Genomic DNA, 17,250 nt, shown 5'->3' with positions numbered 1-17,250 from the left:
CGCGTTTCCCACATCCAGAGAAAGAAGCACCCCATGTCACATCCCTACGGCGGACGCAGCCACTACAGCGTCGTCATCGTCGGCGGCGGCCAGGCCGGCCTGTCGCTGAGCCACTGCCTGCAGCAGCGCGGCATCGACCACCTCGTGATCGAGAAGCGCAGCCTGGTGCACACCTGGCGCACGCAGCGCTGGGACTCGTTCTGCCTCGTCACGCCCAACTGGCAATGCCAGCTGCCGGGCTGGGGCTACACCGGCGGCGATCCGCACGGCTTCATGGTCAAGGACCAGATCAACGAATGGCTCGCGGGCTTCGTCGAGCACGTGAAGGCGCCGGCCGTCGAGGGCGTGACCGTCGAACGCGTATCGCGCGACGGCGAGCGCGACCGCTTCAGCGTGCAGACCGACGCCGGCCTCTACACCGCCGACCAGGTGGTGGTGGCCTCCGGCGGCTACCACCGCCCCATCGTGCCGCGCCTGGCCGAGAAGCTGCCGGCCAGCGTGGCGCAGTTCCACTCGGCGCAGTACCGCAACCCGGCGCAACTGCCCGAGGGCGCGGTGCTGGTGGTGGGCTGCGGCCAGTCGGGCGCCCAGATTGCCGAAGACCTGCACCTGGCGGGCCGCAAGGTGCACCTGGCCACCGGCAACGCGCCGCGCTGCGCGCGCTTCTATCGCGGCCGGGAGGTGGTCGACTGGCTCGCCGACATGAAGTACTACGACATGCCCGTCACCGAGCATCCGCTGCGCGAAGGCGTGCGCGACAACACCAACCACTACGTGACCGGCCGCGACGGCGGGCGCGACATCGACCTGCGGCGCTTCGCGCTCGAAGGCATGGAGCTGTACGGCCTGCTGAGCGGCTTCGACGACGGCAGCTTCGAATTGCAGCCCAACCTGCGCGACAACCTCGACCAGGCGGACAGCACCTACAACCGCATCAACGCATCGATCGACAAGCACATCGCGGCGCAGGGCATCGAGGCGCCGCCGCCTTCGGTCTACACGCCGGTATGGGAGCCACGGGAAGAACGCACGCGGCTCGACCTTGCCGCGGCGGGCATCACCAGCGTGGTGTGGTGCATCGGCTTCTCGCCGGATTTCGCGTGGGTGGATGCGCCGGTGTTCAACGGGCGCGGCGCGCCGGTGCACCTGCGCGGGGTCACGAACGAGCCCGGGCTGTACTTCCTGGGCCTGCCGTGGCTGCACACCTGGGGTTCGGGGCGCTTCTCGGGCGTGGCGCGGGATGCGGAATTCCTGGCGCAGGCGATCGAGGAACGCAAGGCGACGTCGCGCGGCGGTGCCGACGCCGCACCGCCCCCCGAGTTGCGCGCAGCCTAGGCCTGCTGCGCCTCGGTCAGTGCCTGCGCCGCCACCACCGCCTCGGTGCGGTTGCGCACGTTCAGCGCACGGAAGATGGCCGCCAGGTGGATCTTCACCGTGCCTTCGCTGATGCCCAGGCTGCGCCCGATCAGCTTGTTGGGCTTGCCCTGCGACAGCAGTTGCAGCACCTCGACCTGCCGCTCGGTCAGCACGTTGCGCAGGTGTTCCAGCGTCTGGCTGCCGGCGCCGCCGCGCGGCAGCGTCTCAGACGCCTGGGGTGCCACGCCCGCCACGATGCCCGGCGGCAGCGCGGTGAGCATCATCGGCGGCACGTACACGCCGCCGGCCAGCACCAGCCGCACGGCGGAGAGCATCACCTCGGGTGAATAGGCCTTGGGAATGAAACCGAGCACGCCGCGCTCCAGCGCGCTGCGCATGATGGCCGGGTCTTCGTAGCCGGACAGCACCATGACGGGCAGGGCCGGATGGCGCTTGCGGATTTCGTCGATGTGCGCCTGCCCATCGGCGCCGGGCATGTTGAGGTCGATCAGGGCCAGGTCGAGGTCGTCGGAAGCACCCGCAAGCAGCTCGTCGACGCTCATCGCCAGAACGAACTCGATGCCGGGCTCCAGTTCCGACAACTTGGCTTTGACCGCCTCGATGACGAGCCGGTGGTCGTCGGCGATCAGGATTTTCATGTCTTTTTTCCCGTGCCCCAGCACGCGTTGAACTACCGGGTGCAGAAGATACCGGTGATTTCCCCGCGCAGCAAGGCCGCCGCCCCACCAACGGCATAGGCCCCAAGCGATATGGCGCCCCCGCCGGCCCCTTTGAAACAATGAAAGCCTACTCGAAGGAACCGGGGACATAGGCATGTGCCATCGCTGCAGACGCCGGTGCAAGGCATCCTTCGCAATGCACGCCTGAGCAGGCACCTCCATGGCTCGCCTGCTCGACTGCTTCTCCGGCCTCATCGCATACGGCCTCGCCCTCGATGCATCGGCCGCCGCCGGGCGCCCGATGCCCGCGCTCGCGACGGTGCAGCGCAAGGCCATGCAGCTGCTCGACACCGCGCGCGCCGAAGCGGCCGCCGCGGGCACACCCGCGCCGCAGGTCGAGTCGGCCGTGTTCGCGATGGTGGCGTGGATCGACGAGATCCTCGCGCGCCACCCGGAGGCAACGGCGGGCGCGGATGCCGGCAGCGGCCCCTCGCCGCTGCAGGCGCAGCTCTTCAACTCGAACAATGCGCACAGCGAGTTCTTCCACCACCTGTCGGCCCTGGGCGCGCAGGACAACGACGTGCGCGAGGTCTACTGGCACGCGCTGGTGCTGGGCTTCAAGGGCCAGTACTACTTCGAGGACGGCGACCAGGGTGAGCTCGGAAAACTCAAGGACCTGCACGGCCGCCAGCTGCAGCTGCGCCCGCTCGCGCCCGACAGCCTGGCGCACGACCGCATCACGCCGCAGCCCTACAGCGTGCCCGACCCGCGCGGCCCCAACGACACGCACCGGCGCGACCGCGCGCTGCTGCGCGCCGGCGCGGCGCTCGCGCTGCTGCTGCCGCTGCTCTACCTGCTGTGGCTGTGGTCCACCGGGCCGCCCGCGGCCGGCTCCGGACTGAGCCAGCGCATCGAGCAGCACCTGCAGACTTTTGCCTGCGCCGACCTCACGGCCACCGTGGACACGGAGGGCCGCACGCGCGTGTCCGGCTTCGTCTCGCTGCCCGGCGACCTGTCGCGAGTGGAGCGCGAAGTGGTCATGGTGCCCGGCGTGAAATCGCCGAGCTTCGACGTCGGCCTGCGCGTATGGCCGCACTGCGAGGTGTTCGCCATCATCAAGCCCTACCAGGCGCGCAACCGCGAGCGGGCCTACGGGCTCGACATCGACTCGCCCTCCGCGCTCGAAGGCAAGCTGCGCGAGGGCGACCCGGTGCGCGTGCAGGTGGTGGCGCCGCGCCACGACAGCTACATCTGGGTCGACTACTACACGGCCGACGGCGCGGTCATGCACCTCAACGCCGGGCAGGCGCCCACGAAGCTGCAGGCGGGCGAAACACTGGCGCTGGGCCGCGAGATCCCGTCGAGCTGGCTCGTGAGCCCGCCCTTCGGCAGCGTGCTGATCACCGTGCTCTCGGCGCCGACGCCGTTCACCGAAACCGCCGACCGGCCGCCTTTCGAGCTCGCGTCAGACTACCTGCTGCGGCTGCGAGAGACCGTCGCGGCCGGCAAGAACAGCGACCGGCTGATCGCCGACTTCGTGTTCCTGGAGACGGTTTCGCGATGACCGCCATGCTTTCGCACGACCATCGCTTCTGGCTGCTGCTGGCGCTGTGCGTCGCGGGCTTCGCGCTGCTGTACGGCGTGGTGCGCGATGCCGGACGCGGAGCGCGGCGCCGCGCGCTGCAGCGGCGCATCGAGGCGCTTGGCGTCCCCGCCTCGGAAGCCGGCGACACGGAGCTGGCTGCCGCCGCGCTCAGGGAAGGCATGGCGCAGGCACAGCAGGCCGTGAAGCGCAGCCGCCCGCGCGCGCCTGTTCCATGGTTCCTGTTCTTCGGCAACGCCGCCGCCAACGTGTGCGGCCTGCTTTCTGCGGCGCATGGCGAGCGCCTGCCCGCGCACGACGCAGGCGAAGCCAAGGCAGACGCCCGGTGGCACTGGTGGCTGACCGGCGCCACAGTGTCCATCGAGATTCCGCCCGGCGCGGTCGGCAAGGCTGCCGACACGCCGGCGCAGCGCGGGCTGTGGCTGCAGTCGCTGCTGGCACTGGCCGAGCGGCGCCATCGCCTGCCGCTCAACGGCATGGTCGCGTGCGTGTCAGCGCAAGAGCTGCTGCATGCCGACGAGAGCGAACTCGCGGCCCTGGCCGCGCGAATGCGCCGCCTGCTCGACGAGACCGCAGACACCCTGCGACTGCAGCTTCCCACGTACCTGGTCGTCACCGGGCTCGAACAGCTCCCGGGCTATGCAGTGCTGCGCGGCGCGTTGCCGCCCGAGGTGCTCTCGCAGGCCGTGGGCCATCGGCTGACCGACGCCTCGGCCGCCATCGCCACGCCAGCGCGCGAACGGCTCGATGCGGTGTTCGACCCGCTCGCCCGGCACCTGCATGCGCTGCGAATGAGCCTGCTGCACCGGCAGGCCAGCGCCGCGGACCGGCTCGCGGTGCATGAATTCGTGGAAGCGGTGCGCGCGCTGCAGCCCGGGCTGCGCACCTTCGCGCAGGCGCTGCTCGAGAACCACGGCAAGGGCACGCGCGCGACGCGCTGGCGCGGCCTCTACCTGACGGCTGCGGCGTCGCCCATGCACGGCGCGGGAGCGGCCTTCGTGGATGACCTGTTCTGCCGCTTCCTGCCGGCCGACCAGCCACTGGTGCGGCCGGGCCGTCCATCGCCCGCCGGCGCCACGGCCTGAGCAGGCAGGCCGCCGACGGCGCTACTTCGCGTCGATGCGCATCTGCCGCGCACCGAGCAGCACGTCGAGCGACTGCGCCTTGCCGGTGGTGACCGGGCGCACCTCGCGCCAGCGCGCGCGGTCGAGATCACGGAACGCCGCCATCACGCCGATCGCCTTGGCGTCGGGCGGCAGGTTGAAGTCGAGCTTCCTGCTTTCGCCGGGCCGCAGCAGCACTTCTTCGCGCTGCACGAGTTCGGCGCCCAGCGTGGCCTGGTCTTTCTCGAACAGCGAGAAGAAGTCGGCGCCTTCGAACGGGCCGGGCGACTTCAGCGCATACACGCGCACCGTGAGCGGCGAGGCGCGTCCGCGCGTATCGGGGTTGGCGTCGGGGCCCGCCGTGAGCGAGACCGCGACGGTCGTCACCACCGGCTTGCTCGCGCATCCGATGAGCGAAAGACCCGCTGCAGCAAGGCCAAGAACGGCGATGCGACGCCGCGGCAGCGCGGCGCAGGAGCTCTCATAGGACGAATGGTGTGTACCCAGCGTGCGCATGCTATTCCCTTCGTTGCATTGACCGGTCAAGACGCATCTTTGATTATCACCAGCCAACTTCAACAGGCAATATGCTGAACAACCAACTTGCCGCCGCACTGCTCGCGCCCATCGGCGAAGCCTCGCCGTGCGGCGACGACCTGGAGTACGACGCGGACTTCACCGCGCTCGTCTCGGCCGCGCAAGGCAAGCCGGAGCAGCAGTTCGGCGACACGGTCATTCCCGCGGTCGAGCCCGAGTGGCGCGAAGTCGCCGAGCAGTCCGACGCCATCCTTCGCCGCAGCAAGGACTTGCGCGCCGCGGTGCTGCTGCTGCGCGCCGCCACGCGCCTGCAGGGCGTTGCCGGTTTCGCCGCGGGGCTGCGCCTGCTGACCGACCTGCTCGACAGTTTCTGGGACGGCATACATCCAAAGCTCGATGCGGACGACGACAACGATCCGACGATGCGCCTGAACGCGCTCGCGCCGTTGACCGACGAAGGCATGGGCCTGCGCGACCTGTACGACGCGCAGGTCGGCATCGCGCGCGGCGTCGGTCCGATCCGCGTGCGCGACATCGCCATTGCGCACAACGCGCTCACCGCCGTCGGCGGCGAGGCGGCGTATTCCGTGGCGCAGGTGCAGGGCGGGCTCGAAGCCATACAGGCCGAGCGGCCCGAGGCCATACAGGCCGCCGTCGAGGTGCCCGCGCTGATCGATCGCCTGCACAGGCTCATCGTCGATCGCACCGGTCGTGCCGACGCGGTCGACTTCGACGCGCTGCGCGGCATCGGCCGCGTGTTGAACAAGGCCTGCGCCGCGGCCAGCGGCGCGCCGGCGGATGCCGCGGGCGCGGCTACCGGCGAGGGCGATGCGGGCACGCAGGACGCAAGCGCCACGGCCGCACGTCCCGCAGCCCCGCGCGGCGAGATCCAGAACCGCCAGGACGCGGTGCAGATGCTCGACCGGGTGATCCGCTACCTCGAGCAGGCCGAGCCCGGCAACCCCGCGCCGCTGCTGATCGAGCGCGCGAAGAAGCTCATCGGCGTGAGCTTCCTCGAGATCATGGCCAACCTCGCGCCCAACGCGATGGACACCATCGAGACGGTCACGGGCCGACGCCCTTCCGAATAAGCCAGCACCACAACACAACCGCCCCATTCACACCCGCAAGGAGCATCTTCCATGGCCAAGAGCAGTCAGAAATTCATCGCCCGCAACCGGGCGCCCCGGGTCCAGATCGAGTACGACGTGGAGCTCTACGGGGCCGAGAAGAAGGTGCAGCTGCCCTTCGTGATGGGCGTGCTGGCCGACCTGTCGGGCAAGCCCGCCGACCCGCTCGCGCCGGTGGCCGACCGCAAGTTCCTGGAGATCGACGTCGACAACTTCGACTCGCGCATGAAGGCCATGAAGCCGCGCGCAGCCTTCGCGGTGGAGAACTCGCTCACCGGCGAAGGCGACCTGAAGGTGGAGCTCACCTTCGAGAACATGGAAGATTTTTCGCCCGCCGCCGTGGCCCGCAAGGTGGGCGCGCTGAACAAGCTGCTCGAGGCGCGCACCCAGCTGTCGAACCTCGTCACCTACATGGACGGCAAGGGCGGCGCCGAAGACCTGCTGGCCAAGGTGCTGGAAGACCCGGCCCTGCTGCAGACGCTGGCCGCGAGCAAGAAGCCCGAAGACGGCAGCACGCCCGCCGCCTGACCCCCGACACACACACCGGTTAACGAGGAGTACCCACCATGGCCGAAGCACTCGAACAGAGCGCGCTGAAAGATGTCGCGTACGCGGGCAGCGATTTCTCGTCGCTGCTGCAGAAGGAATTCAAGCCGCGCAGCGACGAAGCCAAGAGCGCCGTCGAGGCCGCCGTGCTCACGCTGGCGCAGCAGGCGCTGAGCAACAGCACCGTCATCGGCAAGGACGTGACCAAGTCGATCCAGGCCATGATCGCCGCGATCGACGCCAAGCTCACCGACCAGGTGAACAGGATCATCCACCACCCCGACTACCAGAAGCTCGAGAGTGCGTGGCGCGGCCTGCACTACATGGTGAACAACACCGAGACCGACGAGAACCTGAAGATCCGCGTGATGGACATCTCCAAGGCGGACCTTGCCAAGAGCCTGAAGAAGTTCAAGGGCGCGGCCTGGGACCAGAGCCCGATGTTCAAGAAGATCTACGAGCAGGAGTACGGCCAGTTCGGCGGCGAACCCTTCGGCGCGCTGGTGGGCGACTATCACTTCGACCAGAGCCCGCCCGATGTGGAACTGCTCGGCGAGATGGCCAAGATCGCCGCTTCGGCGCACGCGCCGTTCATCACCGGCGCAAGCCCGAACCTGATGCAGATGGAGTCCTGGCAGGAGCTCGCCAACCCGCGCGACCTGACCAAGATCTTCCTCACGCCCGAGTACGCCGGCTGGCGCAGCCTGCGCGAGTCGGACGACTCCAAGTACATCGGCATGTGCATGCCGCGCTTCCTGGCGCGCACGCCCTACGGCGCGAACACCAATCCGGTGGAAGAGTTCGACTTCGAGGAGGACACCGCCGGCGCCGACCACAACAAGTACGCCTGGGCCAATGCGGCCTACGCGATGGCGACCAACATCAACCGCTCGTACAAGCTCTACGGCTGGGGTTCGCGCATCCGCGGCATCGAATCGGGCGGCGCGGTGGAGAACCTGCCGCTGCACACCTTCCCGAGCGACGACGGCGGCGTGGACCAGAAGTGCCCCACCGAGATCGCCATCAGCGACCGGCGCGAGGCCGAGCTCTCGAAGGCCGGCCTGCTGTCGATGATCCACCGCAAGAACTCCGACTTCGCGGCCTTCATCGGCGCCCAGTCGCTCAACAAGCCGGCCGAGTACGACGACCCCGACGCCACGGCCAACGCCAACCTGGCGGCGCGCCTGCCCTACCTGTTTGCCTGCAACCGCTTTGCGCACTACCTCAAGTGCATCGTGCGCGACAAGATCGGCAGCTTCAAGGAGCGCGAGGACATGCAGCGCTGGCTCAACAAATGGATCATGAACTACGTGGACGGCGACCCGGCCAACTCCTCGGAGATCACCAAGTCGCAAAAGCCGCTGGCCGCCGCCGAGGTGGTCGTCGAGGAAGTGGAGGGCAACCCGGGCTACTACACGTCCAAGTTCTTCCTGCGTCCGCACTACCAGCTCGAAGGCCTCACGGTTTCGCTGCGCCTGGTGTCGAAGCTGCCTTCCGCCAAGGGCGGCGCATGAAAAACAGGCCGGAATTTTCTTGAAATTCCGGCTTCCGTTTCGTTCTATCAACAGCTGCCGCGCACCGGCTTTCACCGCAGGCCGCCGGCAGCCCAGGTAACCGTCTGGATCATCAACAACCGCCCGAACGCAATCGGGTTCCAAGGAGTAGGAACATGTCTTCTGACTTTCACATCAAGCTCGACGGCGTCAAGGGCGAGTCTTCCCACAAGGATCACAAGGACGAGATCGAGATCTCGTCGTGGTCCTGGAACGTGAGCAACTCGTCGGGCGCGGGCTCCGGCGGCGGTTCCGGCAAGGGCAAGGCCACGCCCGGCGAATTCCACTTCACGCACACCTACGACAAGGCCTCTCCGGTGCTGGCCAAGAACTGCGTGAGCGGCAAGCACTTCAAGGACATGGTCCTGACCTGCCGCAAGGCCGGCGAAGGCCAGCAGGAGTACCTGAAGGTCACCATGAAGGAAGTCTTCATCTCCGGCGTGAGCCCCGGCGGCGCGCAGGGCGGCGACGTGCACGAGCAGGTTCTTTGCTCCTTCAAGGACATCGAGTTCGCCTACAAGGCGCAGGACGACAAGGGTGCGGCCGGCGGCGAAGTGAAGTTCGGCTGGAACGTGCCGACCACCGAAACCCGCTGACGGGCGACGGACGCCAAGGTGCGGCATCGGGCGTGCAAGCGCCCGGGCCGGCCCCGACGTGTCCTCACCGGAGCAATGCCATGGCATTCAGCACCCCATTCATCGGCTCGAGCGGCAATCCGCGCACGGCCTACAACATCGACTGGTCCGTCGGCCTGATCGGCTCCAACACGCGCGAAGACGTGATGCTGGTGCAGGCGCTGTTAAGGATCTTCTACTACGAACTGCTCGGCTTCAACGACGGTTTCGATCCACCGCCCGGGGAGAACGCAGTGATCGTCGTGGACGGCCAGAAGGGGCCGATCACGCAGAGGCACATCGTGCACTTCCAGGAACAGGCGATCGCACGCGGCCAGAACCTGAAGCCGGACGGCATCTTCGATCCGTACCGGGCGGTGGGTGCGAGCAGCACGATCAGCAAGACGCGCTACGCACTCGACCTGCTCAACAACGGCTGCGCCAACCTCTGCGACGCGCAGGGCATCGACAACTACAGCAACCTGCCGAACCGGCAGGACATGCCGCTGTTGCTGCGCAGCGCGCTGAAGCGGGTCAAGAAGACGGCCAGCAAGTACACCTACGTCGCGCCGCAGACGGTGCCGACCACGGGCGGCGCCTGAACTAGGACCGAAGGAGCAGCCGACCCGGCTGATGCGCAAAGGGCCCGGAGCGATCGCTGCGGGCCCTTTTCCTTTCTGCGCAGGCAAGAGGATTCAGGAATCCGTCGGCATCGCGTTCTCCGGCATCAGTCGGGTCACGTCGTCCTCGTCGTCCTCTATCACCCACAGCGTGAGCGCCGTGTAGTTGTCGTGGCCCGGCTTGGCGTTGGCCTTGACCTGCGCATCGATCAGCTCGGTCCACTGGGTGGGCGTGCGCGAGGCGTGCAGCGTGTCGATCAGGCACTCGTCGCCCAGCGGCTCCCAAACGCCGTCGCTGCACAGCAGCAGCACGTCGCCGGGCAGCAGGCGCATGCGGTCCGACACCGCGATGTCGGGCGCCTCCTCGACCGAGCCCAGCGCCGACAGCAGCATGTTGCGTTGCGGATGCAGCCGCGCGCCCTCTTCGTCGAGCATGCCGCCGGCCACCATCTGCTGCACCAGGCTATGGTCGGTGGTGCGCGCCACGATGGCGCCGCCGCGGAACAGGTAGGCCCGGCTGTCGCCGCTGTGCACCCAGGCGAGCGCGTGGTCTTCCAGGTCGATGGCCGCGAACACGATGGTCGAGCGCATGCCCGCGAGCTTGCCGCCCTCGGCCTGGCGCGCCACCACGTCGAGGTTGGCCTGCTCCACCAGCCGGCGCAGCGTGGCTTCGTCCAGCCCCGGCGCGGCCGAGAAACCGCCGAGCATGCTGGCGCGCGCGGTGGCCGCCGCCACGTCGCCGCCGCCATGGCCGCCCGCGCCGTCGGCCACCAGGCAGGCGACATGACGCGCGTCGTGCCAGTGGCCGTGCACGTCCTCGTTGTAGGTGCGGCCGCCCTGCCGGGAGAGCGTGACGATTTCGATTTCCAAGCGGGGTGCCTCGCGAATGCTGCGGTTGTCGTTGTTGCTGCCGTGCTTTTTCTGCGTCAGGCGTCCGACTTCAGGCGCGCCATCTGCTCTTCGTAGGCCTGCAGGAAGGCCTTGCCGAAGAGGCTGTGGAAGTCGTCCTCCGCCTCGCTCGCGATGCCGCCGTAGAGCGACACGAACTGGTCCCACAGCCTGGCCTTGCGGTTGGCGCTGAAGAGCGCGTCGAGCGCGGTCCTGGCGCTGATCTTCTTCTCCAGCTCGGCCGGCTCGAAGCGCGCGATGACATGGGCCAGCGCCGCGCGCATGCCCACCATCACGCCGAACTGATGCGCGCGCAGGTCGTCGAAGGCGTCGCGCATCGCGGCCTCCGGCGGCATGAAGCCGCGCACGCCGGGGCCCAGCAGGTGCGCGAGCGCCACTTCCACCGTGGGCGAGAACTTCAGCGGGTTGTTGGCCTGCGCCGCGATCATCGTGACTTCGGCGCGCACCTCGCGCTTGAACTCCTGGCGCGTGAGCAGCAGCTGCAGCGTGCCTTCGGTCGCGCTGCGCAGCATCGAGCCGATGCGCTCCATGAGGCCGGGCGTGAGCATCTCGGGCGGCTGGTGGGTGCTGGCCAGGCCGCGCAGGAAGGCGGCGAGCAGTTCGTCGTCGGTCGCCGCGCGCCTGGGCGCCACTGGTGGCGCGACCGGGGCGGGCGCCACAGGCGCCACAGGCGGCGCGGGCGGCTCGAAGGGCTTGCCGGAACTCTCCGGCCCGCTGATGCGTATGGGCTGGCCGGTCATGTCGTCGAAGTTCGCGACCGGCTGCGCGGGCGCCGGGCTGTTGATCGCCTTCGGCGGCGTGAAGCCGAACTGGTCGATCGGCAGGTGGTCCGCGCGTGCTGCCGGCGTGGCGGGCGCGGCGCGCTGCAGCGCGGCCAGCGGATCGGCGTCCGATGCGGTGTTGGGCTGCAGCAGCGGATCGGCCAGCGGCGACAGCGCCAGCGGATCGCCGCCGATGCCGCCGCCGCCGCCGTTCATGCCGCCGAAGAGTTCGTCGATGCCCGTGGCCTTGCCGCGCGCGGGCGGCGCGCCGAGGTCGGAGAAGTCGTCGAGCGCGCCCAGGCCGGCCACCGGTGCAGACGAAGGCGTGGGTCCGAGCAGGTTGGCGAAAGGATCGATCTGCGCGGCCTGCGCGTTGCGCGAGCCGCTTTCCATCGGGTCGGGGAACAGCAGCGATTCAGGCAGTGCCGCTGCAGGGGCCGGGGCGGCCAGTGCGGCCGGTGGCGCGAGGCCCGCGAGCAAGTCGGCGAAGGGGTCGTCGCTCGTCGGCGCGGCAGGCGCGGCCGCAGGGCCCCCCAGCACGGTGTTCGGGATGGCGAGTGACGGCGGCGCGGCGGCGGCCGCCACACGCACCGTGAGCTCGAAGCTGCCCACCACCAGCCGTGCGCCATCGGTCAGCGCGGCCTCCTTGCCCGAGCCCAGCGACACGCCGTTGCACTGCATCGGGTTGCTGCCCCGGTCGATGACGAAGTACTGCCCGTTGCGGCACAGCACCTGCGCATGCACGCGCGACACGGTGCGGTCCGGGTCGTCGAGCACCAGCGTGTTGGTGTCGGCCCGGCCGATGGTGCCGCCGTTGGGGCCGAAGTCCGCGGCAATGGCCTGCCCGGCCGGAGCGCCTTGCCGGGTGATGACAGCGATATGGATCATGAATCGGCCCCCGAAGGCTCTGTGCCTGAATGCGCCCGAACAAACTCGCAAGGAGTATTCATTCCGTGGGGCATGTTGGCAATCTCGCCTAAAGAGGTATGCCGTCGCCGAGCCAGCGCTGCTGCCGCCACGCCGGCGCGCTGGTTGCGAACAGCGGCGCGTGCGCGTCGAGCAGCGCCAGGTGCAGCGCCGCCGCCACGCGCTGGCGCTGGAAGCCCTCACGCAGCACACCCGTGCAGGAGTCCGGCGAGACCGGCTGCCCCATGAAGAGCCGCACGCCGGGGACGAAGCGCGCGCCGTTCTGCTGCCACCACGCGCGGACCTTGTCGATGTCGGGCCAGGGCAAGGCGATGTCCTCGGGCAGCTCCACGTTGTCGTCGTCGGGGTCGTCGGTCGGCCCGTCCTCGAAGCCGTCGGGCGGCGGAACCTCCATCTGCGCGAGGTTGAAGTCCACGCCCGTGATGGTCACGAAGGCCTCCGCCGCAATGCGCGCCGTGGCCGGCTGCGCCATCTGCTCGATGAGCCAGGGCACATAGCGCGCGTCCCCTATGAAGCCCGAGCCGATGATGCGCAGGCGCTGCGCCTCGGGCAGCGCCGCGCTGTCGAGCAGCAGCGCATGGCCCGGTGCCGGATCCATCGCCTGCAGCGCGAGCTGGAACGCGCGCGGCTGGCGCGGCCCGCTCTTCAGCGCAAAGGCCGAGAGCACATCGAGCGCCTGCGCCCGGTCGCCGAGCAGCACCGCCGCCCACGCGGCCCAGAAGCGCAGCTCGGGCTTGGCCTCGCCGAGCAGGGCCCGGGCCTGCGGCAGCAGATCGGCACGGCCCAGCTCGCCGGCCGCACGCAGCGCGCGGATGCGCACGCTGTCTGGAGCGCCTGCAAGCAGTTGCCCGAGCAATGCGCCCGGATCACGCCGATGCAGCGCGCAGGCCGCCACGCCGAGCTTCTGCCGCAATGGCGAGGCGTCTTCGAGCAAGGCCTTGACGCGGCCGCCCAGGTACTTGGGCTCGACCCAGCCCAGCGCGGAGATCAGGCCGGGCACGACCTCGGGAAGGTCCTTGGCGCGCTCCACCAGATCGTCGAAGCGGTCATCGACCGCCTCGATGGCGAGCAAGGCGGCGACGAAGAAGTCTTCGGGGCCTTCGTTGTCGGTGAGCGCCAGGGCATGCTGCCAGCCTTCATCGCCGGCAACGCGCAAGCCGTCGACGTGGGCGGCGAGGCGTTCGTCGAGGTCGGCGAACTGCTGGGGCGAGTAGTTGGGAGCGTGGACTGCGCTGGCGCGTTGGAGCCAGAGGAAGGAGGCTTCGTCGGCGTGTTCGGCGACAACGGAAGACAGCGTGTCGGAGTCCACGGGCAAGCTCCTATTCGAAGTGCAGCCGCATGATGGGCAGTGTCTCGTGCCAGGCGCAGCACAGATTGACGATCAGATCCCATGCTTCTGCGTCCGCGTTGTCCCAGATCCATTCGTAGTAGTGGATGGTGCGCGGATCGTTGAACATGGCTTGCGCACCGCTGACTTCCACCGCATCCTCAGGGTCGGATCGATACGCAAGCGTCAACGCGTCCCACAACGCAAGGGTTTCGAGCAGGCCCTGCCCGACCTCAGGCTGCACCGGCTGTGCGAATTCGATCTCGACCAGCAAGGCATGGTTACCACCCAGGTTCTCCGGGAACTCAACGGCGAACGGCGGTTCCTCCGGAGCGGCCGGACGCACGCCTCTCTCCCTCAGCAAGTCAAGCTCGCGCTGTCCCAGCATGGCACGCGCCGCGTGGAAAAGGACTTCGTGCTGACGGCAATCCGCCAGCATGCCACCCAGCACATCCAAGGCCGCAACAGGGAGATCCACGACTTGCAGCCGCGCCTGCAACGACATACCGGCGACGCGAAGCTCGGCCGGCACAGAAGGAAGCCGCCTCCCCGGGAAGAAGAACCCCGCATCGACCGCATCGAGAAAGACGCGAACGCGCCGCTCCACGAGCCCGACCGATCCTTCCGGGCCGTGCCCCAGCATGGCCTGGAGCAGAACCGGGCCGCTGTAGCGCTCAGACGAAGAAGCGTCGAAGCCAGTCATGCGCCGCCTCCTCGGACATGCCTTTGATGAATATCTGGTCCAGCGCCTCGTCGGGCGCCACCACATGCGCGACAAGCTTGCCCACAGCGCCATAGATCGGCACGGTCTCTTGCCGATTCACGTCACCGATCTGCGGCGCATCGCCGGCGCGCAAGATCACGCCGGCCTTGCCGAGCGCAAGCGCGGACACCCCCAATGGGGCACTTCGCTCAAGGGCTGCCAGACCGCCAAGCGCCGCCGCCGCATCGGCCCCGAGGAAGGTCAACCAATTGACGGCCGCGACACCATGCAGCGCTCCATTCGACATGCGCAAGGCGTCGCCGTAGCCGAGGCCTGGATACCGCAGCATCAGCGGTATCGACCATTGGAGGACTTTCCGATCCACCAATGAATCCGCGTCCTCCCAGAGCAAAGAGTAGCCGGCATATCCACTGTGAAGCGGGAGTTCGGCAAGCGCCTCCTGGGCCAGCGCGATCACCTGCTCGGGATGGTCGCCCCAGTCGACGGGCAGCGACATGCGCAGCACAAAGCGCGACGGATCCAAGGGGCCGGCCAACGACATCCTTATCGCGGGCGACTGGATCTGGCCGGCTTTCTTGCCCGAATGCGCTCTGTGGCTCAGTATTTTGGTTGCGAGCATGTCCGGGTCCGAAAACCAGTGATTCGGTCCCTCAGTCGCCTTGGCATCCTGAACGCGGAAGCGCTTCATGTCGCCAGTGCGATAGAAACGCTGCTGATTGCCAAAGGCGTCCATGTACGCGCGCAGAAATCGCGCAAGGCCCGCTCCAATGTTCTCAGGCAAGCCGAAGGCAAATGCGACGATTTCGACGCAGGGCGTCGCCAAGCTCTCGCCATCGTCCATCAGGGTGAACAGGGACTCATCCATAAATTTTCCTTTCAGGTACACAGGCAGTCGGCGTCTTTGGCGTCCTTTGCCCCTTTTTTCCTGACCTTCATCTCCGTCAGCTTCTTGTCCGTCTCCGGGTGTGTTTTTCGCAGAATGTCTTGATTGTCCGTAGGCGAGTCATTGGGAAACTTCACCTCGACGATATGTTTCACATCGGCGAGTGTCAGCGCCTTTTTCCCGACGACGACCCCTGCCTCGAGCAGGATGATGTCCCACCTGGCTTTTCCAAGACTACTGCTGACATCCTTGCCATATTTGCCGATGAGTTTCCCAACATTCGACTGCGAGACCTCCGTGAGCAGGCCTGGTCTGCCACCGCGCACACCGGCGACCTTGGGATCGATGATGTCGCGCATGCGGCGCTGGTATTGGTCAGTGGAAGTCTTCCCTGGCGGTAGTTTGGCGTCAGCCGCTTCCTTGTCTTTCAAGGCCTGGCACGCGGCTTCGCAAAGCTCTTGCGCCAGGGCAGCATCCCCCAAAGCATCGATCAGCGGCTGCTGCGCAACCCCGCCCAGATTCGCCGCGTTCTCGGAGTTGTGGAACATCTTGTCCGTGAGCCGGGCCGTGTTCTTGCCGTCCATCTTCACGTCGAAGGAATAGAGGATCCAGGTCGCCTCCTTCATGAAGGTGCTGGACTTGACACCCCCCGCCACGCCTGCGTTGTCACCGTTGGAAATGGCGAACTTCGAACCCTTGTTCGCAGCCATCGCCTTGTCGCCTTTGACGGTGCTGGTGCCGCTCGACAGCGTGATCGAGTTGGCGATGTTCGGATAGGGAACCGGCACAGGACCACCGGGGCTCGGCGTCTTGCACACGTCGGGAATCGTCGCGGTGCTGATACCGATGCTGAACTTGTGGACCAGCGTGAGACTGGTGCCGTTGACCCTGATGGTGAGCGGCACGACTCAGCCTCCCATCGGTCCCGCGCAGCGCACCAGCACCGCACCGCGCTCGCCCGACTCGGAACTGCCCCAGACCATCGACACCGGCCCCTTGGCGTAGCGCTTGCGATTGGCGATGACAGCCAGCGCCATGTGCAGCGGCGGCCCCGCCGCACCCACGTCGCCCCAGCAGTCGGCTGGCGCGATGAAATCCGATGCCGAGCGGAAGTGTTCTCCGTGGCGCAGCGTGGCAAAGCCGAACTCGTCGGCCCGGTAGGGCTCTCCGTTGAGATCGCAGACCACGTTGTCCACTTGCTCGCCGGGCGCAAGGGCCCGCAGCGCGGCGCGGAAGGCCTGGGTCAAGCCCTCGCCGATGCACACCGTGTCCGTCTTGATGAGCCTGGACTCCATGCCGATGCCAACCGACACCAGTTCACCCAGTGGTGCGACGCCGCACAGCTGCGCCAAGCGAGGCGTTCCGAACAACACCGCGCCAGCTGCCTCGCCGGGGATGAAGCCCCAGGCATTGTTGAGCGGGCCGCCGCCGTGGAGTTGATCGCAGGCTTCGACCCATTCGAGCGTCTCGGGTGCGAGGTACGAGTCGGTGCCCGCCACCACGCACGCATCGAAGGCATCACGCGCACAACCGGCCTCGGCGGCCGCCACGGCCATGTGGCCTGCTGCATGGCCGACTTCGAAGCGGGCGATACGGGCGAATCGATCCCCCATGCGCTCCCGTATGGCCTGCAACACGTCATCGGCCAGGCCATCGGGCCGGCCAGGCCGAGGCGGCGGCAGCGCCAGTGCAAGGCCGATGCGCGGCGAGAGGTTTCCGCCAAGGTCGGTCAACGGCGCCAACGCCTCCTCGATGGCCGGCAGCAGCAGTGCGCCCAGCCGCGCGGCACCGCCGAGGCCCACGTCGAGCCAGGGCGCTCGCGAGATACGCATCGCCTCGCCGGCCGTGTCGACCATGTACGGGTGCTCGGAGAAGCCACACACGCCAGCGCGCGCCGCGGCGGCACTGGCCCACACATTGCGCCCTATCGGCGTGCTGGCGCCGAGCCCGAGGATCTGCAATGCGTTGCCCGCCATG

The 17,250-nt window shown here is 68.1% G+C and carries 17 protein-coding genes; 8 read left to right on the top strand and 9 right to left on the bottom strand.

The window, feature by feature from the left end; all coding sequences use genetic code 11:
- Positions 1-33 precede the first annotated feature (33 nt).
- Positions 34-1,335 (top strand): MSMEG_0569 family flavin-dependent oxidoreductase, encoded by a 1,302-nt coding sequence (locus tag QRN67_RS18835; protein ID WP_285413086.1) that lies wholly within the window; start codon positions 34-36, stop codon positions 1,333-1,335.
- Here QRN67_RS18835 and QRN67_RS18830 read toward each other — a convergent pair.
- Positions 1,332-2,015 (bottom strand): response regulator transcription factor, encoded by a 684-nt coding sequence (locus QRN67_RS18830; protein ID WP_081268464.1) that lies wholly within the window; start codon positions 2,013-2,015, stop codon positions 1,332-1,334. The genes QRN67_RS18835 and QRN67_RS18830 overlap by 4 nt on opposite strands.
- Positions 2,016-2,256: 241 nt before the next feature.
- On the opposite strand from QRN67_RS18830, the gene QRN67_RS18825 reads away from it, so the two are divergent.
- The gene (locus QRN67_RS18825; RefSeq protein ID WP_285413084.1) at positions 2,257-3,600 is read left to right on the top strand and encodes a DotU family type IV/VI secretion system protein; all 1,344 of its coding nucleotides are present in this window, start codon (positions 2,257-2,259) and stop codon (positions 3,598-3,600) included.
- On the top strand, positions 3,597-4,724 hold the full coding sequence (locus QRN67_RS18820; RefSeq protein WP_285413082.1) for a type VI secretion system protein: 1,128 nt from the start codon (positions 3,597-3,599) through the stop codon (positions 4,722-4,724). The genes QRN67_RS18825 and QRN67_RS18820 overlap by 4 nt, the downstream gene beginning before the upstream one ends.
- Before the next feature lie 21 nt (positions 4,725-4,745).
- Here QRN67_RS18820 and tssJ read toward each other — a convergent pair whose 3' ends face one another.
- The gene (gene tssJ / locus QRN67_RS18815) at positions 4,746-5,258 is read right to left on the bottom strand and encodes a type VI secretion system lipoprotein TssJ (RefSeq protein WP_285413081.1); all 513 of its coding nucleotides are present in this window, start codon (positions 5,256-5,258) and stop codon (positions 4,746-4,748) included.
- Positions 5,259-5,329: 71 nt separating this feature from the next.
- Here tssJ and tssA point away from each other — a divergent pair, with 71 nt between their 5' ends.
- The 5 genes from tssA (at position 5,330) to QRN67_RS18790 (ending at position 9,724) form a co-directional block, all read left to right on the top strand.
- Positions 5,330-6,370, top strand: coding sequence for a type VI secretion system protein TssA (gene tssA, locus QRN67_RS18810; RefSeq protein WP_285413080.1), 1,041 nt, complete (start codon positions 5,330-5,332; stop codon positions 6,368-6,370).
- 51 nt (positions 6,371-6,421) lie between these two features.
- Positions 6,422-6,937 carry a type VI secretion system contractile sheath small subunit gene (tssB, locus tag QRN67_RS18805; RefSeq protein ID WP_081268468.1) on the top strand — a complete coding sequence of 172 codons (516 nt, stop codon included), beginning with the start codon at positions 6,422-6,424 and terminating at the stop codon, positions 6,935-6,937.
- A gap of 38 nt (positions 6,938-6,975) precedes the next feature.
- The gene (tssC, locus tag QRN67_RS18800) at positions 6,976-8,469 is read left to right on the top strand and encodes a type VI secretion system contractile sheath large subunit (protein ID WP_106935891.1); all 1,494 of its coding nucleotides are present in this window, start codon (positions 6,976-6,978) and stop codon (positions 8,467-8,469) included.
- A 155-nt stretch (positions 8,470-8,624) separates the two neighbouring features.
- Complete coding sequence (locus tag QRN67_RS18795) at positions 8,625-9,104, top strand: Hcp family type VI secretion system effector (protein WP_081268470.1); 480 nt, start codon at positions 8,625-8,627, stop codon at positions 9,102-9,104.
- A gap of 80 nt (positions 9,105-9,184) precedes the next feature.
- Positions 9,185-9,724, top strand: coding sequence for a peptidoglycan-binding domain-containing protein (locus QRN67_RS18790; protein WP_285413079.1), 540 nt, complete (start codon positions 9,185-9,187; stop codon positions 9,722-9,724).
- Between the two features lie 93 nt (positions 9,725-9,817).
- Here the strand turns inward: QRN67_RS18790 and QRN67_RS18785 are convergent, their stop codons facing one another.
- The 7 genes from QRN67_RS18785 to QRN67_RS18755 all read right to left on the bottom strand — a co-directional run bounded on the left by QRN67_RS18785 (position 9,818) and on the right by QRN67_RS18755 (position 17,249).
- A complete protein-coding gene (locus tag QRN67_RS18785; protein WP_285413078.1) occupies positions 9,818-10,612 on the bottom strand; it encodes a PP2C family protein-serine/threonine phosphatase in 795 nt (264 codons plus the stop codon).
- 56 nt (positions 10,613-10,668) lie between these two features.
- Positions 10,669-12,300 (bottom strand): type VI secretion system-associated FHA domain protein TagH, encoded by a 1,632-nt coding sequence (gene tagH / locus QRN67_RS18780; RefSeq protein ID WP_285413077.1) that lies wholly within the window; start codon positions 12,298-12,300, stop codon positions 10,669-10,671.
- A gap of 88 nt (positions 12,301-12,388) precedes the next feature.
- Positions 12,389-13,648 carry a TIGR02270 family protein gene (locus QRN67_RS18775; protein WP_285413076.1) on the bottom strand — a complete coding sequence of 420 codons (1,260 nt, stop codon included), beginning with the start codon at positions 13,646-13,648 and terminating at the stop codon, positions 12,389-12,391.
- Positions 13,649-13,658: 10 nt separating this feature from the next.
- Positions 13,659-14,369: a hypothetical protein gene (locus QRN67_RS18770; protein WP_285413075.1), complete on the bottom strand. Its 711-nt coding sequence runs from the start codon at positions 14,367-14,369 to the stop codon at positions 13,659-13,661.
- Positions 14,341-15,255, bottom strand: a complete 915-nt coding sequence (locus QRN67_RS18765) for a type VI immunity family protein (protein WP_285413074.1) — start codon at positions 15,253-15,255, stop codon at positions 14,341-14,343. The genes QRN67_RS18770 and QRN67_RS18765 overlap by 29 nt, the downstream gene beginning before the upstream one ends.
- An 11-nt stretch (positions 15,256-15,266) precedes the next feature.
- On the bottom strand, positions 15,267-16,178 hold the full coding sequence (locus QRN67_RS18760) for a DUF4150 domain-containing protein (protein WP_285413073.1): 912 nt from the start codon (positions 16,176-16,178) through the stop codon (positions 15,267-15,269).
- 3 nt (positions 16,179-16,181) lie between these two features.
- Positions 16,182-17,249, bottom strand: coding sequence for a hypothetical protein (locus QRN67_RS18755; RefSeq protein WP_285413072.1), 1,068 nt, complete (start codon positions 17,247-17,249; stop codon positions 16,182-16,184).
- Between the last annotated feature and the right edge of the window lies 1 nt (position 17,250).

The sequence above is a fragment of the Variovorax sp. efr-133-TYG-130 genome (genome assembly GCF_030208835.1).
GTDB lineage: Bacteria > Pseudomonadota > Gammaproteobacteria > Burkholderiales > Burkholderiaceae_C > Variovorax.
This window is presented reverse-complemented; position numbering and strand designations above follow the sequence as displayed.

Bases quoted from the DNA above. Each gene is read 5' to 3' on its own strand.
- QRN67_RS18835 (WP_285413086.1), top strand. From the start codon at position 34: ATGTCACATCCCTACGGCGGACGCAGCCACTACAGCGTCGTCATCGTC.
- QRN67_RS18830 (WP_081268464.1), bottom strand. From the start codon at position 2,015: ATGAAAATCCTGATCGCCGACGACCACCGGCTCGTCATCGAGGCGGTC.
- QRN67_RS18825 (WP_285413084.1), top strand. From the start codon at position 2,257: ATGGCTCGCCTGCTCGACTGCTTCTCCGGCCTCATCGCATACGGCCTC.
- QRN67_RS18820 (WP_285413082.1), top strand. From the start codon at position 3,597: ATGACCGCCATGCTTTCGCACGACCATCGCTTCTGGCTGCTGCTGGCG.
- tssJ (WP_285413081.1), bottom strand. From the start codon at position 5,258: ATGCGCACGCTGGGTACACACCATTCGTCCTATGAGAGCTCCTGCGCC.
- tssA (WP_285413080.1), top strand. From the start codon at position 5,330: ATGCTGAACAACCAACTTGCCGCCGCACTGCTCGCGCCCATCGGCGAA.
- tssB (WP_081268468.1), top strand. From the start codon at position 6,422: ATGGCCAAGAGCAGTCAGAAATTCATCGCCCGCAACCGGGCGCCCCGG.
- tssC (WP_106935891.1), top strand. From the start codon at position 6,976: ATGGCCGAAGCACTCGAACAGAGCGCGCTGAAAGATGTCGCGTACGCG.
- QRN67_RS18795 (WP_081268470.1), top strand. From the start codon at position 8,625: ATGTCTTCTGACTTTCACATCAAGCTCGACGGCGTCAAGGGCGAGTCT.
- QRN67_RS18790 (WP_285413079.1), top strand. From the start codon at position 9,185: ATGGCATTCAGCACCCCATTCATCGGCTCGAGCGGCAATCCGCGCACG.
- tagH (WP_285413077.1), bottom strand. From the start codon at position 12,300: ATGATCCATATCGCTGTCATCACCCGGCAAGGCGCTCCGGCCGGGCAG.
- QRN67_RS18770 (WP_285413075.1), bottom strand. From the start codon at position 14,369: ATGACTGGCTTCGACGCTTCTTCGTCTGAGCGCTACAGCGGCCCGGTT.
- QRN67_RS18765 (WP_285413074.1), bottom strand. From the start codon at position 15,255: ATGGATGAGTCCCTGTTCACCCTGATGGACGATGGCGAGAGCTTGGCG.
- QRN67_RS18755 (WP_285413072.1), bottom strand. From the start codon at position 17,249: ATGGCGGGCAACGCATTGCAGATCCTCGGGCTCGGCGCCAGCACGCCG.